This window comes from Frankia sp. AgB1.9 (assembly GCF_016786355.1).
Lineage (GTDB): Bacteria > Actinomycetota > Actinomycetes > Frankiales > Frankiaceae > Pseudofrankia.
In genome coordinates, this window is record NZ_JADWYX010000036.1 from 18,700 (window position 1) to 36,582 (window position 17,883).

Sequence of the window (17,883 nt, forward strand, 5' to 3'; positions counted from 1 at the left end):
CGGTGGTGCATGTCACAAGGGAGGTGGCAGGGATGGCCCAGATCCGGGACAGGCTCCTGCGCCAGCCGATCACCGTGGGCCGGGCCACCACTGTCGGCGACGCGGCACGGGAGATGGAACGCCAGGGCGTCGGCGCGCTACTGGTCGTCGAGGGCGAACACCTGGTCGGCATCGTCACCGACCGCGACCTGGTGCTGCGGGGCCTCGCGCGAAGCGTCCCGCCGGACGCGAGGATCGACGCTCTCATGACCATCGACGTGATCACCCTGCCGGCGACCGCCGATACCGAGCGGGCGTACGAGATTTTCCGTGACCATGCGATCCGCCGGCTGCCGATCGTCGACGGCCGCCGCGTGGTCGGTCTGCTGTCGGTTGACGACCTGTTGGTGCGCTCGGAGCAGGAGATCGCCGAACTGGTCCACCCGCTCGCCGACGAAATCCTTGCTCCGCACCACGAAGCCCAGCCGCCGGCCGCGATCCGCGAGGGATCGTTGCCAGCGGCCCCCAGCCTGTCGCTTCGCCGCCTGGCGATGCGGGCCCGTGCCGGTGACACGCTGGTCATCCATCGCCGTTCCTCCGGGCAGCCCGACCGGCTTGGGGAGATTTCTGAGGTGCGCTCGCCCGCCGGCGATCCGCCGTTCACAGTGCGGTGGGATGACGACGGGCGGGTCAGTTTCATCTATCCCGGGCCTGACGCGGAGGTCCGCCACCACGATCGGTCGCGATGAACCCGCGCTGCCCGTGGGTCGCCTGGTTCAGCGAGCTGTCGCTGCGCGACGTCGCTCAGGCCGGGGGCAAGGGGGCGAATCTGGGAGAGTTGACGAGGGCCGGGTTCCCGGTCCCGGCCGGGTTCGTCGTGACGTCCGCGGCCTACCAGCGCGCGCTCGCTGCGAGCGACCTCGGTACGGAGCTCGCCCGGCGGATGGCGGAGGTCAACCCTGACGACCCGGCTGGCCTCGGCCGGGCAGCGGCAGCTCTGCGAAAGTTGGTGCGTACCGCGCCGATGCCGGACGACGTAGGCCACGCGGTGCTGGAGGCCTACCACAGGCTCATCGGCGGCCCCGGCCCGGCGTTGGAGGTCGCGGTCCGTTCGTCGGCGACCGCAGAGGACACCGCGGGTACCTCGTTCGCTGGGATGAACCAGACCTTCACCGACGTCCACGGCGATGAGGACCTGGTCGAGCGTGTCCGTGAATGCTGGGCCTCGCTTTACGGCGAGCGGGTCTTGGCCTACCGCGCCAGCCGCCAGGCCGAGGTCAAGGCCGAGACGGGCAGCCCGGAGCCGGCTCTTGCTGTCGTCGTGCAGCTGATGGTGAACGCGGAGCGCTCCGGCGTGATGTTCAGCGCCGACCCGGCGACCGGGGATACCTCACGGGTGGTGATCGAGGCGGCGTTCGGACTCGGCGAGGTCGTTGTCGGTGGGCAGGTTGTGCCCGACACCTACATGCTCGCCAAGGACGCCGGCACGGGTGCACCCGCGTTGCTGGAGACCCGGGTCGGCCGGCAGAGCCACCAGATCGTGCGGGGGCCCGAAGGTCAGGACGTCCGGGTGGAGTTGTCCGAGGCCGACGGATCGCGTCGGGTCCTCTGCAACGAGCAGGCCGTGGACCTGGCCCGCCTCGCGATCCGGGCCGAGCGGCACTACGGCGTCCCACAGGACTTGGAGTGGGCCATCGAGGACGGCGAGATCTACCTGGTGCAGTCCCGGCCGATCACCGCGTTAGGCGGCCAGCGGGCGGGTGCCGCCAGGTCCGACAAGCCTGCCAGGGTCAGCGACAAACCGCGGACGTCCGATGCCTCTGACAGCGTGGCACGCGACGATGGTGGGGGCGACGCGCCGTTGCTGGTCGGGCTCGCCGGCTCGCCTGGACAGGCGAGCGGCCAGGCGCGCCTGTTGCGGTCCCCGCAGGAGGGGGACGAGCTTCGTGACGGCGAGGTGCTCGTCGCCGAGATGACCTCGCCCGACTGGGTGCCCGTCATGCGCCGCGCCGCGGCCGTGGTCACCGACAGCGGCGGCGTGACCTGTCACGCGGCGATCGTCGCGCGCGAGATGGGCGTGCCCTGTGTGGTCGGTACCCGGGACGCGACCTCGACCCTGTCCACCGGGCAGCTGGTCACCGTCGACGGCACCCGTGGCGAGATCCACGCCGGCACGCTGCCCACGCCGTCGGACGAGTCCGCCGCGAGGACCGCACCCGCCGCGACAGGCGTGGCTGCCGCGTCGGCGACACCACCAATGGAGACGACGGCGACGAGGCTGTACGTGAACCTGGCGGTCGCGGAGCGGGCCGAACAGGTCGCGGCGCTGCCCGTGGACGGTGTCGGCCTGCTGCGCGCGGAGTTCCTGCTGGCCGACGCCCTCGGCGGCCAGCACCCCCGTCACCTGCTCGCCACCGGCGGGCGGGCCGAGTTCGTCGAGCGGATGTCGGGCTCGCTGCTGCGGATCGCCCGGGCCTTCGGACCAAGGCCGGTGGTCTACCGCGCGACCGACTTCCGCACGAACGAGTTCCGCGGCCTGCGCGGCGGCGAGCGCTTCGAGCCGGTCGAAGCCAATCCGATGATCGGCTACCGGGGCTGTTACCGCTACATCCACGACCCCGAGGTGTTCGCGCTCGAGCTGGAGGTGTTGGCCCGGGTCCGAGAGACCGCGCCGAACCTGCATCTGATGATCCCGTTCGTGCGCACCCGCTGGGAGCTGGCCGCGTGCCTGGAGGCCGTGGATCGCAGCCCCCTCGGTCAGCACCGCCGCGACCTGCACCGCTGGGTGATGGCCGAGGTCCCGTCAGTCGCCTACTGGATCCCGGAGTACGCCAGGCTCGGCATCGATGGCGTCTCGATCGGCTCGAACGACCTGACCCAGCTGACGCTGGGCGTCGATCGCGACTCCGAGGCGTGCGCCGAGCTGTTCGACGAGTCGGACCCCGCGGTGCTCGACGCGATCGGGCGGATCATCACCGCGTGTGGGGCGGCCGGCATCACGTCCTCGCTGTGCGGGCAGGCACCGTCGACACATCCGGAGTTCGCCGAGCGGCTCGTGCGACTGGGCATCACGTCGATCTCCGTCAACCCGGACGCCGTGGACACCGTCCGGCGCACCATCGCCGCCGCCGAACGGCGCCTCCTGATCGAAGCGGCCCGATCGAAGCGGCCCCCGCTACCGGTCACCGCGGACCAGACGGGGGCGTCAGAACTGGACAGGAATGAGTCCGGCTATTCGGCGTGGGTCCGTTCTGCGGAGGTCCGGTAACGCTCGGTCTCGGCGGCGATGGCCTGAGCGACGGCGCGGGCGGCGCGGATGACCTGGGGATGGACCTGCGTGGTATCGGTCAGCTGGTGCGCGGTGATCGTGTAGATCACGAGGAGCGGTGGCAGGTTCGCGAGTGCCTGGCCGATGCGGATGGCGTGCGCGATGCCCAGCCCGTGCGACGAGGTAACGGGTAAGACGGCAGGCGCCTCGCCGTCGACGACAGCGAGGCGGTGCACTGTTCCGGCCTGGGCGGGTCCGGTCAGCGGGGCAGGGGCCGCGGCGTCGATGATCCAGGCGGCGGCCGCGTCCTCCCAGAGGGTCAGCAGGTCGATCGGTTCGGCGCAGTCGATCACCTCAATTCCGTTGGTCGACTGGTCGCGCAGCAGCTGAGCCGTCAGGGGGCCCGCGCCGTCGTCGCCGCGGTACGGGTTGCCGACCCCGATGATGATCAATCGTGGGTGCGGTCGAGTGTCAGGAAGTGTGTGGCGCATGAGATGCACGGGTCGTGGTTGCGGATGGTCCGTTCGCATAGCAGGGTGAGCTCCTGGTCCGGCAGGTCGAGGTGGCGTTGGACCACGCCTCGCAGGTCCTCCTCGATGGCGCGCTGGTTCTGGGCCGTGGGCGGGTCGATCTTCGCGTCGAGGATCGTGCCGACGGCGTCGGTGGTGTAGCGGTGGTGCAGCAGGCCGCGGGGGGCTTCGGTGGCACCGTGGCCGGTGCCCGCCCGGGGCGGTGCCGGGATGGCTGGTGGGTCTGGTTCGGTGTACGCGTCGATAAGGCGCAGCGCCTCGGTGGCGGCATGGACCATCTCGACGCAGCGCACCAGGATGCTGCGGTAGGGGTTTCGCTCAGGTGGCTGCAGGCCGATCGCCCTGGCCACTTCGCGGGCGGCGGGGGCCAGTGTCGCGGCGTTGAGCGCGAAACGGGCAAGCGGGCCGGTCAGATACGCGCGGCCATCGACGAGCGTGGACTGCAACGCGTTCGACCAGGGCACCTGGTGCTCGACGAACGCGTCGTCGTACTCGGCGGGGGCGATGTCGAAGCCGTCGGTGCAGCGGATGCGCCCGCGTTCGATCGCGTACGCGCCGGGCTGGTGGAGAGCGACGAAGGGCTGGCGGATGTCGTCGTCGGGGAAGTCGAGGCCGGCGGCGAGCCGTGCCGTGTCGGCCGCGATGTCCCGGGCCCGTTCGAGCTCGCCGGTGAGGCGGCGCAGCTCCATCCGGTCCGGTGCGCGGTACCAGCCGCCGACACGGGCGTTGACGGGATGGATCGGGCGACCGCCCACCACGGACATCAGCGTGTTGCCAGCCTTCTTGACGGCGAGCCCGCGGCGGACGAGCTCCGGGCAGGACCGTGCGAGGTCGACGCCGCTGTCCTGGCCGTAGAAGTCGGGCAGGTGCAGCAGGAAGACATGCAGGGCGTGGCTTTCCAACCACTCGCCGCAGTAGACGAGCCTTCGCAGGTCGGCGGCGGGGCCGGTGACGTCGATGCCGCAGATCGCCTCGATGGCGGCGAGGGCGCTCATCTGGTAGGCGACCGGGCAGATGCCGCAGATGCGAGCGGTAATGTCGGGCGGTTCGGTGTAGGCCCGTCCGCGCAGCAGCGCTTCGAAGAACCGTGGTGGCTCGAAGATCGCCAGCTGGGCGTCGGTGACCTTGCCGTCGCGGATTCGTACGATCAGGCGTCCCTCGCCCTCGACCCGGGTCAGCGGCGGCGGAGTGAGGGTCCTCGTCTGCGACTTCGGCCCGGCTTCCGGTGTCGCTGAGTCGAGGGACCTGGTCGGTTCAGTCCGGTGCATCGCCGTCGGCCCTCTGGTCAGCCGCGCCCGTGGCCGGGCGGTCGCGTTCCTGCTGGCTGTGCCTGTTCGGGTCGGCCGGGCCTACTGGTACATCCCGGAATGCGGGCGCGCCGACGTTGAAGGTCCGCAGCACCCTGGTCACCCCGCCCGCGTCCATGCCGAGCACCCTCAGCTGGTGGATCAGCGCCGCGGTGTTCGGGCTCTCCATCGGGCCGAAGCAGCCGTAACAGCCGCGGTGGAACGCGGGGCAGAGCGCGCCGCAGCCTGCATGGGTGATGGGCCCGAGGCAGGGGGTGCCGTGCGCGACCATCACGCAGACCCGTCCGGCGCGCTTGCAGTCCGTGCAGACCGACGAGGAGGAGATCGACGGGCGTCGACCGGCGAGGAAGGCGCTGATGACTTCGAGGAGCTGGTGGGGATCGATCGGGCAGCCCTGAAGCTCGAAGTCGACCGGCACGTGCCGCGAGATCGGCGTCGACGTCGAGAGGCTGGCGACGTACGCGGGGGTGGCGTACACAGCCGCCAGATAGTCGTCGGCGTCCGCGAGGTTCCGCAGCGCCTGAACCCCGCCGGCGGTGGCGCACGCGCCGATCGTGACCAGCCGCCGGGACGCGGCGCGGACCTCGCGGATACGCTCGGCGTCCTGCGGCGTGCTGATCGAGCCCTCCACGAGGGACAGGTCGTACGGACCGGCGACCACCGCGCTCGACATCTCCCGGAAGGTGGCGACGTCGATCGCGTCGGCCAGGGCGAGCAGCTGGTCCTCGCAGTCGAGCAGGGTGAGCTGGCAGCCGTCGCAGGAGGCGAACTTCCAGACAGCAAGCCGCGGCCGGGGAGTCGGCGCGACCGGCGACGGGCTCGGGTTGGTCGTGGTCATCTAGAGCTCCCGTACGGCGAGAAGCGGTGCGAGCTGCGCGAAGTCGACGACCGGGCCGTCCTGGCAGAGCATCATCGGACCCAGCTGACAGCGGCCGCAGTGGCCGATGCCGCAGTGCATGTTCCGTTCCATCGACAGATGGACCTTCGACGGGCTCACGCCAAGGTCGACGACGGCCTGAGCCGTGAGCCGCATCATGATCTCTGGCCCACAGGTGAGCACCACCGTGTGCGCCGGGTCGAAACGGACCCTCGGCAGCAGGGCGGTGACGACCCCGACCTCACCGGTCCAGGCCGCGCTGGCAGCGTCCACGGTGACCAGCACCTGGACGTCGTCACGGTCCCTCCAGGCAAGGAGCTCGTCGCTGTAGAGCAGGTCAGCCGGGGTGCGTCCGCCGACGAGGAGGGCGATCTCGCCGACCTCACCGCGTCGGCGCAGCAGGTCTTCGACCACGGGGCGCAACGGCGCCAGGCCCAGGCCGCCCGCGACGAGAAGCATGTCGGCGCCTGCGATCTGGCCTGGGTCCAGTGGCCAGCCCCGGCCGAACGGCCCGCGGACTCCGAGCACGTCGCCGGGCTGGGCGCCGCAGATCGCCTTGGTCACCGGGCCGACCGCCCGGACGGTGTGGATCAGAGGCCGCTCCTCGGCGGTCGAGTCCGCCCAGGCAGCCAGCGCCGTCGGGGCACCGCCCGGGGTGCAGCCGCCCGCGAGGGACAGCGGAATCTCACCGACGCCGAACGCGTACACCATCGTGAACTGCCCGGGACGGGCCTCGGGCAGCGGCGCCGAACTCGTGCTGGGCTGCATCCGCAGCGTCCAGGTGTCATGGGTTTCCTGGTGGCGCTGGCTGACCCGGAACGCACTGGGGGTCATCGCCCCGGCGGCGCACCGCTCAGCTCTGGTCTGGGTTTCCGTAGACATCGAGCAACCTCAGGCGGGTCGCGTGCAGCCGCTCGGCGAGCACCCGCGAGACCTGCAGCAGGACGTCGTAGGCGAACGCCGGATCGCCCGTGAAAAGGGAACGCAGGCGTGCGCCGTCGACGGCGTGGGCGGTGACGGGCGACAGCGCGTGCGCGTCGAAGACGAACCGGTACGGCGGGAAGAGCCACGACCAGCCGACCAGCCCGCCGGCGCCGACGGTCTCGATGGGAACCAGGCCACGGCTCGGGACGAACAGTTCGATCGCAACCTTTCCGGCTCTCAGCACGTAGAAGACGTCGGCTGGATCTCCTTCACGCAGCAATGCGGCACCCGGTCGCAGATCTACCTGTCGAGCATGTTCGGCGAGGAGCGCGAGATGGTCCTCGGGGATTCTCTGGAAGATTCCCGGTTCCGCGAGCGCGCCAGGGGGCGTGCTCATCGGTCCGCCGTCCCGGCGGCACCGCCGGTCGGCTTCGGCGCGCGGCCGTCGGACGCAGCACCGCTGACGCTGTCCGCGCGTATCGCGGCCAGCTCCTCGGTGACGTCGATGCCGACGGGACACCAGGTGATGCAGCGCCCGCAGCCGACGCAGCCGGACGTGCCGAACTGGTCGTGCCAGGTTCCGAACTTGTGGGTCAACCACTGCCGGTAGCGCGACCGCCCGGCCGCTCTGACGTCGCCACCGTGCAGGTGGGAGTGGTCCAGGGAGAAGCACGACTCCCAGGTACGCCAGCGTTCCGCCGTCTCGCCGGTCAGGTCGCTGACGTCCTCGACACTCGTGCAGAAACAGGTCGGGCAGACCATGGTGCAGTTGCCGCAGGTCAGGCAGCGCTCGGCGACGTCGTCCCAGCGGGGGTGCTCCAGGTTGTCCGCGAGCAGATCACGCAGCCCCTCCGCCTCGACTGTCCGCCCCATCCGTTCGCCGGCCGCGCGCACCGCGGCGGCCGCTGCCTCCCGGTCGGTCAGGTCGGCGGTCCGGCCGGCGAGCTGGTCGAGCACGTCACGGCCCCGGGAGGTACCCGCTTCGACCAGCAGCCGGTGCTCGCCGTCGAGGATCTCGCTGAGTACGAGGTCGTAGCCGGAGCTGACCGCCGGGCCGGTGCCCATGGACACGCAGAAGCACGTTCCGCCCGGTTCGTGGCAGTTGACCGCGACGATGAACAGGTCCTCGCGCCGCGCCGCGTAGTCGTCATCTCGGTGGCGACCGTCGGCGAGTATCCGGTCCTGGATGGCGATCGCGTGCAGCTCGCAGGACCGCACGCCCAGCAACGCCATCGGCCGGTCAGGTGGAAGTTCCTCCCGCACGTCGAAGCCGAGGTCGGGGTCGCGCTGGGCGCGCAGAAGCCGAAGCCGTGGCGGGAGCAGGCACCGCTTCCACGAATGCGGTCCGACCGCGTAGCCGAACCTCGCCTCGTCGGCCCGGCGTTCCAACCGGTATGCCGCAGCCTCCTGCACGTCGGTCCAGCCGGTCGGCAGCTGCGTGGCGGCCGTGATCTCGTCGTACACGATCGCGCCGTCGTGAATGGTCGGGCCGATCACCTGGTAGCCGCCGTCCCGGAGCACGTCCACGAGGCGACCTAGCTCGGCGGGCGCGATCACCGTCTGCGGCGCCTTAGTCTCCACGACCATGATCCCTCAAAGTGGTCAGCTGCGAACGTTAAGTGATGTTCGGGGGTGTTCCCGCCGTCGACCGGCTAACGCCCGGTCCAGCCGTGGTGTTGGGTCCCTATCCTTCGTGCGGGTCACCGGACTACGGCGACGGAGCAGGCTGCGTGTAACAGGCACTGCGAACTGGTGGAACCGAGCAGCAGCTGAGCGAAGCCCCCGCAGCCCCGGCCGCCTACGACAAGCAGCTGAGCGTGCGCCGCCGCGTTGATGAGGGAGTGCGCGGGGGTGCCCTCGATCAGACTCGTATCCACCTGGAGGCCCGGACGCCCCGCGAGGCCGGCGCTGACCGACTGCTCCAGAACGGCCCGCGCGGCCTCCCGCGCTGCCTCGTCGCCACGGCTGATCTGCGCGGCGAGGAACGTTGGAACCGGCTCCCACACATGCGCGACGCGCAACGGAGCCCGCCGTAGCGCGGCCTCATCGGCGGCCCAGACCAGCGCGTCCACTGAAGCCTGCGAACCGTCCACCCCGACGACAATCGGGGCGTGGCCATCCCCGTGCGGCTCCCCGCGGACGACGACCACTGGCACGGTCGCGCCGTGCGCGCAGGCGAGGCTCACCGACCCGGTGAGGATGCGATGTGTGCGGCTCGTCCCATGGACGCCAAGGACGAGCAAGGCCGCGTCATCGGCCTCCGCCAGCAGCTTCTGCACGGGAGGCCCATAGAGCGTCCGTGGATGAATCCGCGCCGACGGTTCGTCTTTGGTCACGCGCTCCACGACATCGTTGAGCATCCACTGCGCGGTCCACCGCGGGTGCTCCGGGGATGTTGCCGGCGGCGGATGGGACTGTTCGCAAGGAGGCCCGGCGGCCGCCCAGACCAGGATCGCCCGGACGCAGGCATCTCGCGGACGGGCCGCGTGCACCGCCCAGCGCAACGCCCGCTCCGCGTCTCGGGAACCATCAATTCCCACCACGATGTCGGCTTTCGCCATGACATTCCTCCTGCCGGTTCGCCCGCCAGAAACCTCCCCGCTGGTACTTCCGACCGCTTTCTGGATGGCTTCCCGCGATTCGGGCTCGCGGGCGCGTTTACCCGAACGCCCGTCTCGGTCCCGGCCGGGAGACGCGGGCGACCAGGCCGCGATCGTCGAGGCCGACCGCCGGCCCGTCGCCCCGCAGTAGATTCCCGGCCTCTCGGCGCCCACACCGCCATATCCGATGCGTACCCCAGGCCGTCCGCGGGCGGGCAGCTCCCGTCACGCCAAGCGGTCTGCGCCGGGCACAGCTACCCTCCGGTCACGTGGCGGCGTCCGATGCAGCGTCCGGCGACCCAGGCGGTATGCCGCCCGACCGACCGCAGGGCACGGGAAACCGACGGCGTCCGAGCGGTCACCCGGACTGGCCAGGTCGCGGCCTGGCTCGGCGGCGACCCGGGCTGGCAGCCCGGGTGGCACGGCGACGAGTCGCGGAGCCGTTCCATCCACGACTACGCCGGATGGCCACCGTTGACGAGACGTTCCCCGGACAGTTCGCCGTCCACGTCAAGGGCGCGCCCGAGGCGGTCCTGGACCTCGGTACGTCGCTGGCGACGCCAGACGGCGCAACCCGAAAGCTCACCGCCGCCGACCGCGATCAGGTCGCGACCCTGTTGGACGAGTTCGCCCGCGCCGGCCTGCGAGTGCTCTCGGTCGCAGACCGCAAGCTGCCCGCGCTTCCGGCCACAGGAACACACGGCCCGGCCGACCTGACGCGGCCAGGGCTGGAAACTGGGGTCCAGTGCCGCGACTGTCAAGGTTCGCGGAATCCGGACCGCTCGTGACCTGCACCGGCGGGCGTCGCAGGACGCTAGGTCCCGTGGGACCAGGACGTTCGAACCGTGATCTACGCCGTCCGGCGGCGCACAGTCATCCCAGGGGCTGCCCCGCGAATATGCGGCTACGGGGATCGCGAGGGCACAGACTTTGCGACGAACGAGAGGTGAGTGCTGTGGCCAGTGCGCCGAGTGCCGGCTCAGGCCGTCGGGCCGTCGACCACGCGGGCATGCGTGTCCTGTCTGACGACGAGTGCGCCACGATGCTGGCCAGCCGACAGGTCGGTCGGCTGGCCTTCGCCGCCGACGGCCAGATAGAAATCTTCCCAGTGGCATTTGTGCTTGACGGCTCGGCCGTGGTGCTGCGCTCGGGATTTGGCATGAAGCTCCTGGCCGCGCTCGACCGAACCGTGGTCGCGTTCGAGGTGGACCGATTCGAGCCGGCTAGCCGCACAGGCTGGAGCGTAGTCGTGAAAGGTACCTGCGAGGAGATCGAGGACACGGGCACGCTCGCCCGGCTGGAGACGACCGGATTTGAAAACTGGATCGAGTACCCCCATTACTCCTCTACCTACCGTTGGCTGCGGATCCGACCATATTCGGTGACTGGTCGTACTCTGCCGCCGCGAGCCATTTGACCGGAGTATTCATAGTCGGCGCCCCAGACTCGGCCCACCTGGGTCGCCGTAAAGAAACGGCCCTGTTGAGCCGCCCGCAGTGCGTTCCGCCGATGAACAGAACTCCAAATTGCTGCCCTCGTCCGCCGCCCCCTGGCTCCGTAAAAAATGCCCGTTCGCGCCGCATCGGCAAGCCGACGCATGACCCTCACCGGCGCGAACCGCATCGCGCCATCGACCGGACCGTCAACCCGTCGGGACGACGGAACGGGCAGCGGGGGCTCGGCGGGCTGGACGTCGGGCAGGTACCTGTCGGAGGTCCCAAAACGGCCGGTCGTCCGGGCCCTGCCTGCGGGTCACGCCACGCCGGACGCTGGACCTCGCCGGAACGGGTGCCCGCGACACCGTCCAAGGCGCGGCTCGACCCGACGTGGACCTGATTGGCCCGCTCGCGCGGTCGTGACGCCGCGGACCACCGAGGGGAGATCCACGATGTGGACCGAGTGTGATGTGGTTCTGCGCGACGGCGCGATCGCGCATCTACGTCCGGTACAGCCTGGCGAGGGGGACGAGCTACGGTCGTTGCACGCGCGTCTGTCGGACCGTAGCCACTACTTCAGGTTCTTCAGCTCGGGTCGGCCTGTTGCGGATCGCTACGTCGACCATCTCGTCGACACGGCTGACCCGACACACGGCGCTCTCGTCGCCGTGGTCGGTGGCCGGCTGGTAGCAGTCGCGGGCTATGAGGGGCTGGTGGACCCGGCTCGCGCGGAGATCGCGTTCGTGGTGGAAGAGGCCCAGCACGGGCGCGGAGTCGGCACGCTGCTGCTGGAACACCTTGCCGTCTACGCCCGCGACCACGGCGTGACGACCTTCGTCGCGCAGACCCACGCGCAGAACGTGGCCATGTTGCAGGTCTTCGCCGACGCCGGCTTCCCGGTCAGCAGGCACCGTGACGCGGACGTCGTCGACGTCACGTTCCCGGTGACTCCGACCGAGAGCCTGCTCGCCGCGCAGGACGGCAGGGAGTCCGAGGCCGACGTCCGCAGCCTGCGGCCGTTGCTGCGGCCTCGCTCGGTGGTCGTGATCGGCGCATCGCGTAAGCCTCACACGGTTGGCCACGAGGTCGTGCGCAACATCCTGGCGGCCGGCTTCGCCGGCTCGGTACACGTGGTGAATCCACAGGCGACCGAGGTCGCGGGAGTCGCCGCTGTTCCGACGATCCGTGACCTGCCGCACCCGGTCGATCTCGCCATCGTCGCGGTCCCGCCGGGCGTGGCCGGCGAGGTCATCGACAGCTGCGCGAAGGCCGGCGTGCGCGCAGCCGTCGTGCTGACGGCTGGATTCGCCGAAGCGGGCGCCGACGGCCGGGCCCGCAAGGCCGCGCTGGTGGCACGGGCCCGCTCGTCCGGGATGCGGGTCGTCGGCCCGAACTGCATGGGCATCGTCAACACCGCTCCCGGTGTGCGGCTGAACGCCACCTTCGCTGTAGCTCCCCCGCGCGCGGGGCGGATCGCTGTGGTCTCGCAGTCGGGTGGTCTGGGAATCGCCCTGCTGGAGCAGGCCAGCGCGCTGGGACTGGGCCTGTCGACGTTCGTGTCCACCGGCAACAAGGCGGACGTCTCCGGCAACGACCTGCTGCTGTGGGCCGAGCAGGACTCCGGGACCGACGTCGTCGCTCTGTACCTGGAATCGTTCGGGAACCCGCTGAAGTTCGCCCGGATCGCCCGGCGGGTGTCCCGTAGCAAGCCCATCGTGGCAGTCAAGGGCGGCGCCTCGCAGGCCGGCTCCCGCGCGGCCGCGTCACACACGGCCGCGGCCATGACGCCACACACCCACGTCGACACGCTGTTCCGCCAGGCCGGCGTGATCGCGGTCGACGGGCTCGGTGAGCTCCTGGACACCGTGACCCTGCTCGCGCACCAGCCGCTGCCCGCCGGCGGCCGGCTCGCGATCGTCGGCAACGCCGGCGGCCCGGGTGTGCTCGCCGCGGACGCCGCCGACCGTGCCGGGCTGACGGTGGCCGAGCTGGCGCCAGCCACCCAGGCGGAGCTGCGCGCGATCCTGCCGGCCGGGGCGGCGGTGGCCGGGCCTGTCGACACGATCGCCTCGGTGTCCGGGCCGGCGTTCGAGAAGGCCCTGCGTACCGTTCTCGCGGACCCGGGCGTCGACGGCGTGCTGGCCATCGTCGCGCCGACGCCACTCACCCAGCCTGATGACCTTCCGGCGGCCGTGCGTGCCGCCGCCGGCCACACCGGCAAACCGCTGCTGGCCGTCCTGCTGGGGCAGGTCCCCCGCGTGACGACGCTCGAACCCGCCGGCCGGGCGGTGTGCGCGTTCAGCGTGCCCGAGGACGCGGTTCGCGCGTTCGCCCGCGCGGCTGGCCATGCCACCTGGCTGGCACGACCGACCGGGACCGTCCCCGACCTGCCCGGACTGGACCGTGGCCGGGCTCAGGCTCTCGTCGAGGACGCCCTCGCGACGGCTCCGGGCGGCGGCTGGCTTCCGGCCGAGCGGGCTGTCGAGCTCGTCGCGGCCTACGGCATCCCGGCCGCGGCGGCCATCCGGGTCGACTCGGCCGAAGCGGCGGCCGACGCAGCCGAACGGATCGGCGGGCCGGTCGTGCTCAAGGCCGGCAACCCGGATCTGGTGCACAAGAGCGATCGCGGTGGCGTCGCCGTCGGACTCGCCACTCCCCCAGCAGCCGCGGCCGCCTACCTCAAGATGGCCGCGTCGCTCGGCGACGAGATGGGTGGCGGCCTGGTCTCGCCGGCCGCCGAGCCCGGTGTCGAGACACTGGTCGGCGTCGTACAGGACCCCGCGTTCGGACCGCTCGTCGCCTTCGGACTCGGCGGCGTCCTCACCGACCTGCTCGCCGACCGCGCCTACCGCCTGCTTCCCCTGACCAACGTCGACGCCGCCGAACTGGTCCGGGAGCCGCGCGGCGCCGCCAGGGTCCTGCGCGGCTTCCGCGGCGCCCCCGCCGGGAACCTCGCCGCCGTGGAGGATGTGTTGCTCCGCGTCGCCCGCCTCGCCGACGAGATCCCACAGATCCGCGAAATGGACATCAACCCACTCATCGTCACACCGGGCGGCGCGACCGCCGTCGACGTCAAGATTCGCCTCGCACCGGCCCCCGACTCCGTCGATCCCACCCTGCGACGCCTGCGCTAACCGAACCGGCCACGCCAGGAACAGCTCCTCGCCTGACCGGCCGACAGGGACGTTTGGACCGTCCGGGCAGGGCCTGTGTATGTCACCGGAGCTTCTGTCGCCCCACTACAAAAAAGCGCGCACGCGGCACAATGTGTTTGTCAGACAAATCCCTGGCCCTCTCCAGGGAAACCAGCAGGGAAGGGGTCCGGCGATGACACGCAGCCACGACCACGTCACAGTCGACCTGATTATCCTGCTTGTTCAATCACCGGGACCGGCACAGCCGCTGGCCGCGACGATGCGGTACGACCGGACCGATCCATTCGCGGTCGCCCTCGACATCCACTCCAGCCCCACCACGGTCGTGACATGGACGTTCGCGCGCGACCTTTTGCAGCAGGGAGTCTACGGGCCGGCCGGGGACGGCGACATCGAAATCTGGCCGGCGAACCTGCACGGAGGCCCCATCTCACTCTCCTTGTCCGGACCAACCGGAAAAGCACTGTTCGAGACACCCCGCAGGAAGGTGCTGACGTTCCTCACCCACACCTACACGGTCGTGCCCCTGGGAGCGGAGAGCCAGAATTTCGACGTCGACGCCTTCATCGCACCGCTGACCGGCCACGATTCAGTCGGCTAGTCCACCGATCCGCCGGGCATCCGCGGGAGCATCGACAATGTACGAGCAGATCGCCCGGAGCAAACCGCGATGTGTGTCGACGACCCTCTGCGACGGCCGGGGCCAGCACACCGCCGACCCGCCAGGCCGCGTAGCCCGGCATCGTGCTGACTCATGGGGCCGACAACGTCAGGACGTCGTGAGCGGCCAGCACGTCGACGAGCCGCGCCGTCAGGAGGGCCGGTCGGCAGGGGTACCGGCACCCCAATCGCTCCGGAACGGGTGTCGTTCGGCCTAGCCCGATATCCCAACGCCAGCCGCCCGGATAGCGTGAAGAGGGATCACCGCAGGCGCTCGACGCGCGATCCTCAGTCGCCCGGCGGGTCGCCATCGCTGACTGAACAACCCGCCGCGCGTAGCCCCCGACATCTGAAACGCCCTCCTGTCGCATCTGGAGTGTCTGGAGTGCCCGTGAACGTTCCCGTATCAGATCCACCGGCACGCGGAATCGGCGAGCACGCCGCGCGGGTCCGGGCGTCACGCCTGGAACAGGCGGTCGGGCATCTGTCAGCCGCCGACGCCGAGGCCGAGGCCGCCGAGTTCGCACGCGGACTGGACGCGATCAGACAATGGGCGGCCGCGCACGGCGGTACAGACCTGCCGCACGGCTGCGTCGACGAGTCCGGGTTCCCGCTCGCAGTCTGGGTCGCGACCCAGCGCGAGGCGCACCTGGAAGACCGGCTCGCCCCGGATCGCCGAGCCGCGCTCGAGAGCGTCCCGGAGTGGCGGTGGGCTCCGGGCGCACCGGACCACGGCCGTGCGCGGCTGGCATGATCGCGGCCATGAAATCCGACGGTCCCGGCACGGACCTCGACGACGCCACCCTGGACCGGTTGATCGACTACTGGGACGCCGCGAACTACCTGACCGCCGCGCAGATCTACCTGCGGGACAACCCGTTGCTGCGCCGGGACCTGCGGGTTGAGGACATCAAGCCGCGGCTGCTGGGGCCCTTTCGCCCTGATGTCGCGCGACTCGAGGCGTCGGGTACAGCCTGCCGCCTGCCGAGATCCGGGTCGGTCGGCTCCTCACTCACCTGCCAATCGGCAGGTGGCAGCGCCGGACGTCAAGCCTGTTGGTGATAGGCGATGGCCACTGGGGATGACGCCTTAGGTGACAGAGACTTTGCCCATGGGCTGGTTCTTCCGAGCGATCGAGCTTGCCGACGGCCAGTGGGCTTGCCGTCACGGTCGGCACGTCTACGACACTCACACCGAGCTGAGCGACGCCCTCGACCACCTTCACGATCTCGCAGCGGCGGTCGCGCCGGCCGAGCTGTTCGTCCACCGCCTCGACGGCAGCGTCGAACACCTCGGCGTCGCCTAGCAGCCAGACCTGGAACGACCATCGGCAAGCAGGTGAGCCTCAGTCAGGGGATGCCCGAGAACATGAGTGAACGTCCTACCTTGCGGCTGCCCATCGTCGGCGGGGATGTCGAGGTCTCGCTGCTCGGGGACTTCCTCGAAGCCGACGCGCGGCGGCCGACCAGTTTCATCACCAACTTCGGAGACTGGCAGCTGCCCGACGCGGTCGCCGCCGTCCTCAGCTCCCCGATCGCTCACCTTGAGTGGTTCCACGACACGGGCGAGCTCGTCGCGATTGGCGGCGTTCCGCATCGAGGCGAGGCGACCGTAGAGGTACCCCGGGCCGACGCGGCTCTCGACGAGGCCGTGGACGTGGTGGCCGGCCCGTTCGGCAGCGCCGGCATGTCGTTCCGAACAGCCGGTGGCGCTGTTCGTGCGTTCCCCGAAATGGTCGTCCCCGCGGCCACCCGCGTCGCGGTCCTCGCCGACATCGAGCATGGACCACGGGTCCACGAGGTGCTCTGGGGCTGGCACCGTCAACACCGCCGGCCAGAGGGATGGACGTGGCTCGGCGAGCGCCTGGCCGGTGCTCGCAACACCACGCCCCGGAGCGACTGACCCGTTCGGGGCGTCTGAACGAGAGGCTCGCGGGCCCGCAACTTGGCCGACGATGGACGGGGATGGCCACAGTTGCGGCCATCCCCGTCGCCTCTGCGGGTTTCTCCAGCACGGCAGGGCCGGGATTGGGCGGCACGATGGGCCGCGGCGCGGCTGCCGCCGGGTCCTAACCGGTCGGGGCGACGCGGCCGCGGACCACGGCGACAGGGCAGCGAGCCTGTGCCAGGCAGCGCTGGCTGGTGCTGCCGAGGGCCAGCCCGTCGAAGCCGCCGGCACCGCGCGCGGCAACCACGAGCAGCTGCGCGTGCTGGGCCGCGTCCAGCAGACGGCTCGCCGGGTCGCCCCAGGTCAGGATCGGCTCGATCCGAGGGGCTCCGGGCAAAGCCTGGATGCCGGAAAGCGCCCGTTCGCAGTCTTCGTCCGCTCCCTGCGCGGCGGGTGGCCGTGGCGACGGACCGGTGACGGCTGTCAACGACGTCCCTCGTGCCAGGTGTGCTCCGCGCCGAGCGATGACCGCCGGCTGCGCCACCACCAGTTCGGCGGGTCTGGTCGTCGGCGAGCTCGCTGGGCGCACGCACAGGACCTGCAGCGCCACCTCGCGTATCGAGGCCTCCTCGGCCGCCCAACGCAGCGCGGCGCCGGCCGTCGCCGAGCCGTCGTAGCCCACGAGGACGGGTCGCGGGTCGGGGCGCCGCAGGTCAGCGGCGAGGAGATCGCCAGGCACGACGACGACCGGTACCAGCGCTCGATGCGCGCAGACGTCGCCGACCGAGCCAGCCACGACGCCCGCTCCCAAGCCTTCGGCCGGACCTCTCCTCGGTACGTGGCGTGCCTGGCTGCCGACGACCAGGAGACCCGCGGTGAATGACTCGTGGATAAGTACGTGAGCAGGTGCACCGTAGACGATCTTCTCTTGCACCGGCACCGGGCCACGGCTCCAGCCGCGTCCGCCGGCTGGCTTGGCGGCGACGACTGCGCGGCGCAGCGCCCGGCTGGCGGCCGCGGCGAGGTCCTCGATCGCGGCTGATGCCGCGTCGGCGTCGACTGCGTGGGGGCGGCCGTCGTCGGCCCAGGCCAGTACGGCGCGGACGCCGACGCCGCGGCGGAACGCGTCGTCCATAGCCCACGCGAGCGCGGCCTCGCTGCCACGGGACGCATCGATGCCGACGACGACGTCGGTCCTCATGGAGATCTCCTTTCAACGCTGGCCAGTGGCCTCGCCAGCGGCTGTCGGCACCTGGCCGG

At 70.9% G+C, this 17,883-nt stretch carries 17 protein-coding genes and 1 pseudogene; 10 read left to right on the forward strand and 8 right to left on the reverse strand.

The genetic code is table 11. From position 1 onward, the window contains the following. Positions 1 to 32: 32 nt before the first annotated feature. Both I6A60_RS16330 and ppsA read left to right on the forward strand, forming a co-directional pair. Entirely contained in the window at positions 33 to 728 is a 696-nt protein-coding gene (locus I6A60_RS16330) for a DUF1918 domain-containing protein (protein WP_203014959.1), read from the forward strand. Continuing rightward, a complete protein-coding gene (gene ppsA, locus I6A60_RS16335) occupies positions 725 to 3,247 on the forward strand; it encodes a phosphoenolpyruvate synthase (RefSeq protein WP_203014962.1) in 2,523 nt (840 codons plus the stop codon). The genes I6A60_RS16330 and ppsA overlap by 4 nt, the downstream gene beginning before the upstream one ends. Here the strand turns inward: ppsA and I6A60_RS16340 are convergent. The 7 genes from I6A60_RS16340 to I6A60_RS16370 form a co-directional block, all read right to left on the reverse strand. After that, complete coding sequence (locus tag I6A60_RS16340) at positions 3,211 to 3,699, reverse strand: hydrogenase maturation protease (RefSeq protein ID WP_203014965.1); 489 nt, start codon at positions 3,697 to 3,699, stop codon at positions 3,211 to 3,213. The two genes, ppsA and I6A60_RS16340, sit on opposite strands and share 37 nt — an antisense overlap. Next, entirely contained in the window at positions 3,696 to 5,045 is a 1,350-nt protein-coding gene (locus tag I6A60_RS16345) for a Ni/Fe hydrogenase subunit alpha (RefSeq protein WP_203014967.1), read from the reverse strand. The genes I6A60_RS16340 and I6A60_RS16345 overlap by 4 nt, the downstream gene beginning before the upstream one ends. After that, on the reverse strand, positions 5,032 to 5,922 hold the full coding sequence (locus I6A60_RS16350) for an oxidoreductase (protein WP_203014970.1): 891 nt from the start codon (positions 5,920 to 5,922) through the stop codon (positions 5,032 to 5,034). Before I6A60_RS16350 ends, I6A60_RS16345 begins: the two co-directional genes overlap by 14 nt. Then, on the reverse strand, positions 5,923 to 6,843 hold the full coding sequence (locus tag I6A60_RS16355) for an FAD/NAD(P)-binding protein (RefSeq protein ID WP_203014972.1): 921 nt from the start codon (positions 6,841 to 6,843) through the stop codon (positions 5,923 to 5,925). Beyond that, entirely contained in the window at positions 6,815 to 7,282 is a 468-nt protein-coding gene (locus I6A60_RS16360; protein WP_203014973.1) for a Crp/Fnr family transcriptional regulator, read from the reverse strand. The genes I6A60_RS16355 and I6A60_RS16360 overlap by 29 nt, the downstream gene beginning before the upstream one ends. Then, positions 7,279 to 8,472, reverse strand: a complete 1,194-nt coding sequence (locus I6A60_RS16365) for a 4Fe-4S dicluster domain-containing protein (protein WP_203014974.1) — start codon at positions 8,470 to 8,472, stop codon at positions 7,279 to 7,281. Before I6A60_RS16365 ends, I6A60_RS16360 begins: the two co-directional genes overlap by 4 nt. Before the next feature lie 113 nt (positions 8,473 to 8,585). Further along, positions 8,586 to 9,446, reverse strand: a complete 861-nt coding sequence (locus I6A60_RS16370; RefSeq protein ID WP_203014976.1) for a universal stress protein — start codon at positions 9,444 to 9,446, stop codon at positions 8,586 to 8,588. A 503-nt stretch (positions 9,447 to 9,949) separates the two neighbouring features. On the opposite strand from I6A60_RS16370, the gene I6A60_RS16375 reads away from it, so the two are divergent. The 8 genes and pseudogenes from I6A60_RS16375 to I6A60_RS16410 all read left to right on the forward strand — a co-directional run bounded on the left by I6A60_RS16375 (position 9,950) and on the right by I6A60_RS16410 (position 16,638). Beyond that, positions 9,950 to 10,273, forward strand: coding sequence for a hypothetical protein (locus I6A60_RS16375; RefSeq protein WP_203014977.1), 324 nt, complete (start codon positions 9,950 to 9,952; stop codon positions 10,271 to 10,273). A 167-nt stretch (positions 10,274 to 10,440) separates the two neighbouring features. Continuing rightward, on the forward strand, positions 10,441 to 10,902 hold the full coding sequence (locus tag I6A60_RS16380) for a pyridoxamine 5'-phosphate oxidase family protein (RefSeq protein WP_307873711.1): 462 nt from the start codon (positions 10,441 to 10,443) through the stop codon (positions 10,900 to 10,902). Between the two features lie 471 nt (positions 10,903 to 11,373). After that, positions 11,374 to 14,055 carry a bifunctional GNAT family N-acetyltransferase/acetate--CoA ligase family protein gene (locus I6A60_RS16385; RefSeq protein WP_203014981.1) on the forward strand — a complete coding sequence of 894 codons (2,682 nt, stop codon included), beginning with the start codon at positions 11,374 to 11,376 and terminating at the stop codon, positions 14,053 to 14,055. 193 nt (positions 14,056 to 14,248) lie between these two features. Continuing rightward, positions 14,249 to 14,677 carry an SsgA family sporulation/cell division regulator gene (locus I6A60_RS16390; protein WP_203014984.1) on the forward strand — a complete coding sequence of 143 codons (429 nt, stop codon included), beginning with the start codon at positions 14,249 to 14,251 and terminating at the stop codon, positions 14,675 to 14,677. A 450-nt stretch (positions 14,678 to 15,127) separates the two neighbouring features. Continuing rightward, a complete protein-coding gene (locus I6A60_RS41710) occupies positions 15,128 to 15,490 on the forward strand; it encodes a helicase associated domain-containing protein (protein ID WP_307873712.1) in 363 nt (120 codons plus the stop codon). Further along, positions 15,487 to 15,666: pseudogene (locus tag I6A60_RS16400) on the forward strand (hypothetical protein); the annotation flags it as partial. The gene I6A60_RS41710 and the pseudogene I6A60_RS16400, both read left to right, overlap by 4 nt. A 181-nt stretch (positions 15,667 to 15,847) precedes the next feature. Next, a complete protein-coding gene (locus I6A60_RS16405) occupies positions 15,848 to 16,042 on the forward strand; it encodes a DUF2188 domain-containing protein (RefSeq protein ID WP_203042319.1) in 195 nt (64 codons plus the stop codon). A 62-nt stretch (positions 16,043 to 16,104) separates the two neighbouring features. Continuing rightward, positions 16,105 to 16,638, forward strand: coding sequence for a hypothetical protein (locus I6A60_RS16410; RefSeq protein ID WP_203014992.1), 534 nt, complete (start codon positions 16,105 to 16,107; stop codon positions 16,636 to 16,638). A 166-nt stretch (positions 16,639 to 16,804) separates the two neighbouring features. Here the strand turns inward: I6A60_RS16410 and I6A60_RS16415 are convergent, their stop codons facing one another. After that, a complete protein-coding gene (locus tag I6A60_RS16415) occupies positions 16,805 to 17,824 on the reverse strand; it encodes a universal stress protein (protein WP_203014994.1) in 1,020 nt (339 codons plus the stop codon). Between the last annotated feature and the right edge of the window lie 59 nt (positions 17,825 to 17,883).

Bases quoted from the DNA above. Each gene is read 5' to 3' on its own strand.
- I6A60_RS16370 (WP_203014976.1), bottom strand. From the start codon at position 9,446: ATGGCGAAAGCCGACATCGTGGTGGGAATTGATGGTTCCCGAGACGCG.
- I6A60_RS16350 (WP_203014970.1), bottom strand. From the start codon at position 5,922: ATGACCACGACCAACCCGAGCCCGTCGCCGGTCGCGCCGACTCCCCGG.
- I6A60_RS16415 (WP_203014994.1), bottom strand. From the start codon at position 17,824: ATGAGGACCGACGTCGTCGTCGGCATCGATGCGTCCCGTGGCAGCGAG.
- ppsA (WP_203014962.1), top strand. From the start codon at position 725: ATGAACCCGCGCTGCCCGTGGGTCGCCTGGTTCAGCGAGCTGTCGCTG.
- I6A60_RS16355 (WP_203014972.1), bottom strand. From the start codon at position 6,843: ATGTCTACGGAAACCCAGACCAGAGCTGAGCGGTGCGCCGCCGGGGCG.
- I6A60_RS16405 (WP_203042319.1), top strand. From the start codon at position 15,848: ATGGGCTGGTTCTTCCGAGCGATCGAGCTTGCCGACGGCCAGTGGGCT.
- I6A60_RS16345 (WP_203014967.1), bottom strand. From the start codon at position 5,045: ATGCACCGGACTGAACCGACCAGGTCCCTCGACTCAGCGACACCGGAA.
- I6A60_RS16390 (WP_203014984.1), top strand. From the start codon at position 14,249: ATGACACGCAGCCACGACCACGTCACAGTCGACCTGATTATCCTGCTT.
- I6A60_RS16385 (WP_203014981.1), top strand. From the start codon at position 11,374: ATGTGGACCGAGTGTGATGTGGTTCTGCGCGACGGCGCGATCGCGCAT.
- I6A60_RS16410 (WP_203014992.1), top strand. From the start codon at position 16,105: ATGAGTGAACGTCCTACCTTGCGGCTGCCCATCGTCGGCGGGGATGTC.
- I6A60_RS16360 (WP_203014973.1), bottom strand. From the start codon at position 7,282: ATGAGCACGCCCCCTGGCGCGCTCGCGGAACCGGGAATCTTCCAGAGA.
- I6A60_RS16375 (WP_203014977.1), top strand. From the start codon at position 9,950: ATGGCCACCGTTGACGAGACGTTCCCCGGACAGTTCGCCGTCCACGTC.
- I6A60_RS16365 (WP_203014974.1), bottom strand. From the start codon at position 8,472: ATGGTCGTGGAGACTAAGGCGCCGCAGACGGTGATCGCGCCCGCCGAG.
- I6A60_RS16330 (WP_203014959.1), top strand. From the start codon at position 33: ATGGCCCAGATCCGGGACAGGCTCCTGCGCCAGCCGATCACCGTGGGC.